The sequence below is a fragment of the Vibrio sp. 10N.222.46.A1 genome (genome assembly GCF_041473595.1).
GTDB lineage: Bacteria > Pseudomonadota > Gammaproteobacteria > Enterobacterales > Vibrionaceae > Vibrio > Vibrio tasmaniensis_A.
In genome coordinates, this window is sequence record NZ_JBFRSN010000464.1 from 1 (window position 1) to 2,768 (window position 2,768).

Annotated in this window: 3 protein-coding genes; 2 read left to right on the forward strand and 1 reads right to left on the reverse strand. The window is 44.0% G+C overall.

Annotation, left to right across the window (positions count from 1 at the left end):
• Positions 1-121: 121 nt before the first annotated feature.
• Complete coding sequence (locus tag AB4496_RS14000) at positions 122-214, reverse strand: winged helix-turn-helix domain-containing protein (protein WP_232281805.1); 93 nt, start codon at positions 212-214, stop codon at positions 122-124.
• A 650-nt stretch (positions 215-864) separates the two neighbouring features.
• Between AB4496_RS14000 and trxB the strand changes: the two genes are divergently transcribed.
• Together trxB and AB4496_RS14010 are read left to right on the forward strand one after the other, a co-directional pair.
• Entirely contained in the window at positions 865-1,824 is a 960-nt protein-coding gene (gene trxB / locus AB4496_RS14005; protein WP_004733400.1) for a thioredoxin-disulfide reductase, read from the forward strand.
• A gap of 161 nt (positions 1,825-1,985) precedes the next feature.
• The coding region (locus AB4496_RS14010; protein ID WP_372131185.1) for an ABC transporter transmembrane domain-containing protein at positions 1,986-2,768 on the forward strand (783 nt) is incomplete at its 3' end.

The following is a 2,768-nucleotide window of genomic DNA, read 5'->3' on the forward strand; positions in this document are numbered from 1 at the left end:
TTTGTCACAGTTGTTGAACGCTATTCACTTGATGATTTATTCCAAGCACCTCCACCAATACAACCGTAACCAATATTGACTGGTACTTTCACAAGCCCCACTTGTGGAAGTACCAGTCAAATCAACTTGAAGGTGATGGTTTGAGCACTTCATAAGCCTCAATAAATGCTTTCTGTTTATTTTCATCAAGCTTATGAGGCACGCCTTTCGGCATTTTGTAACTGATACCATTTATTCATCCCGACAACACTATATTGCACGCGATAAGCAGTTAAAACATGAGCAATAATCTTCTACGTATGATGATATGTACCCACGGTTAGGTGTCAAATCAAGCTTTGGGGTTGTTGCTCAGATAAGTAACTTCTTGAACCACCATTTTTAGGCTTGAGCTTCTTCGATAGTGAATTGTCTTTGAGATGCTGTCTAACCGTTGTTTCATGGGTAAGCAGTGCATCGGCAATTCCTTCAGGACTCTAACCGTTACTAGCATTGAATACAGCTTTGATACCATCGCGAGTTGTATCGTGTTGGTTAATCAACATAATTTTTTATTCATTGGATAGAGTTATTTTCATGTCACCGAGCATGATCTTGATTTTGGCTAAAATCAAGCAACTTCAGTGGTCACGGCTATATCTGTAGTGGCCCACTAATATTGACTACGATCTTAGAATTTAACCAGAACAATCTTCTGACTCATTGGGTGTCAAACCACCGTTGTATTGGTGCGAGCAGAGCTGACAATAATAAACTATAACGATTAATTACACTTCAGCCCTTGTTTAACCTTTTATTGCCTCCATATTTTCCATACAATCCTAAGCGATTATAAATAAAAACAATTTCAATTTCGGAGTCCTCATGAGCGACGTAAAGCACTGTAATTTATTGATTCTTGGTTCTGGCCCTGCTGGCTATACAGCTGCAGTTTACGCTGCTCGTGCAAACCTAAACCCAGTACTGGTTACCGGTATGCAGCAAGGTGGTCAGCTTACAACCACAACAGAAGTGGAAAACTGGCCGGGTGATGCTGAAGGTTTAACGGGTCCAGCACTGATGGATCGCATGAAAGAGCACGCAGAGCGCTTTGAAACAGAGATCCTGTTCGACCACATTAACGAAGTCGATCTATCAAACCGCCCTTTCCGCCTTAAAGGCGATTCTGGCGAGTACACGTGTGATGCATTGATCATCTCAACGGGTGCATCGGCTAAGTACCTAGGTTTAGATTCTGAAGAAGCATTCAAAGGCCGTGGCGTTTCTGCTTGTGCAACGTGTGATGGTTTCTTCTACCGCAACCAGAAAGTTGCAGTTGTGGGTGGTGGTAACACCGCTGTTGAAGAAGCACTTTACCTGTCTAACATCGCGTCTGAAGTTCACTTAGTTCACCGTCGTGACACGTTCCGCGCTGAAAAGATCCTAGTGAAACGTTTAATGGACAAAGTAGAGAACGGCAACATTGTTCTTCACACTGATCGCACGCTAGACGAAGTTCTAGGCGACGATATGGGCGTAACTGGCGTTCGCATTAAAGATACTCAGTCTGACAAAACGGAAGATATCGAAGTAATGGGCGCATTCATTGCTATCGGTCACCAACCAAACACTGAAATTTTCAAAGGCCAAGTCGACATGAAAGATGATTACATCATCGTACAGTCTGGTCTTGAAGGTAACGCAACACAAACCAGCATCCCAGGCGTGTTCGCTGCAGGTGATGTAATGGACCACAACTACCGCCAAGCAATCACTTCTGCTGGTACAGGTTGTATGGCTGCACTGGATGCTGAGCGCTTCCTAGATGGCCTTAACGATAAGTAAATCTGAGATTGCAGATTTGATTATCGGTGCTCTCGCCTCAGTAGATGCAGGGCGTCATCACATTTTGTTGTAAATCCCTAGAGCCCAGTGGTATATCCACTGGGCTTTCTTTTGTATACTAGCCGCCCTCAACAAATAATAATTATCATTAAGCCTTCATAATGGATAAGAAAAAACAACGCAGCTTGAACAAGTGGCTTAAGCAACAGAGTAAGTTAGCGAAACGCTGGCTTATGATTGCGATTAGCCTTGGCGTACTTTCAAGCGTGTTTTTAATTGCTCAAGCAGCTCTTCTCGCCTCTATTCTTCACCAGCTGATCATCGAGAATGTCGATAAATCTGAACTGGTTGGTCATTTCGCAGGCTTGGCATTATCGGTCGTTGGCCGTGCTGGCTGTACATGGGGACGTGAAATCGCAGGTTATCGCTGTGGTGAACAAATCCGCGTCTACATCAGGCAACTCATCCTAGATAAATTACGTGAGTTAGGCCCTGCTTACATTAAAGGTAAACCTGCCGGTACGTGGGCAACGCTGTTGTTAGAACAAGTAGAAGACATGCAAGACTTCTTCTCTCGTTACCTTCCTCAGATGTCTTTATCGGTAATGATTCCATTCATTATTTTGGTTGTGGTGTTCCCAATAAACTGGGCAGCAGGACTGATCTTCTTGATTACGGCTCCACTGGTGCCGATGTTCATGGCACTTGTTGGTATGAAAGCGGCCGATGCAAACCGTAAAAACTTCAAAGCGCTGCAGCGTCTTTCAGGTCACTTTTACGACCGTTTGCAGTCAATGACAACCATTCGTCTATTTGATCGCACCAACGCTGAAACAGAAGTACTTAAAGGTGCATCTGAAGTGTTCAGAACGCGCACCATGGATGTGTTGAAAATCGCTTTCTTGTCTTCTGCGGTACTTGAGTTCTTCACGTCGATCTCTATC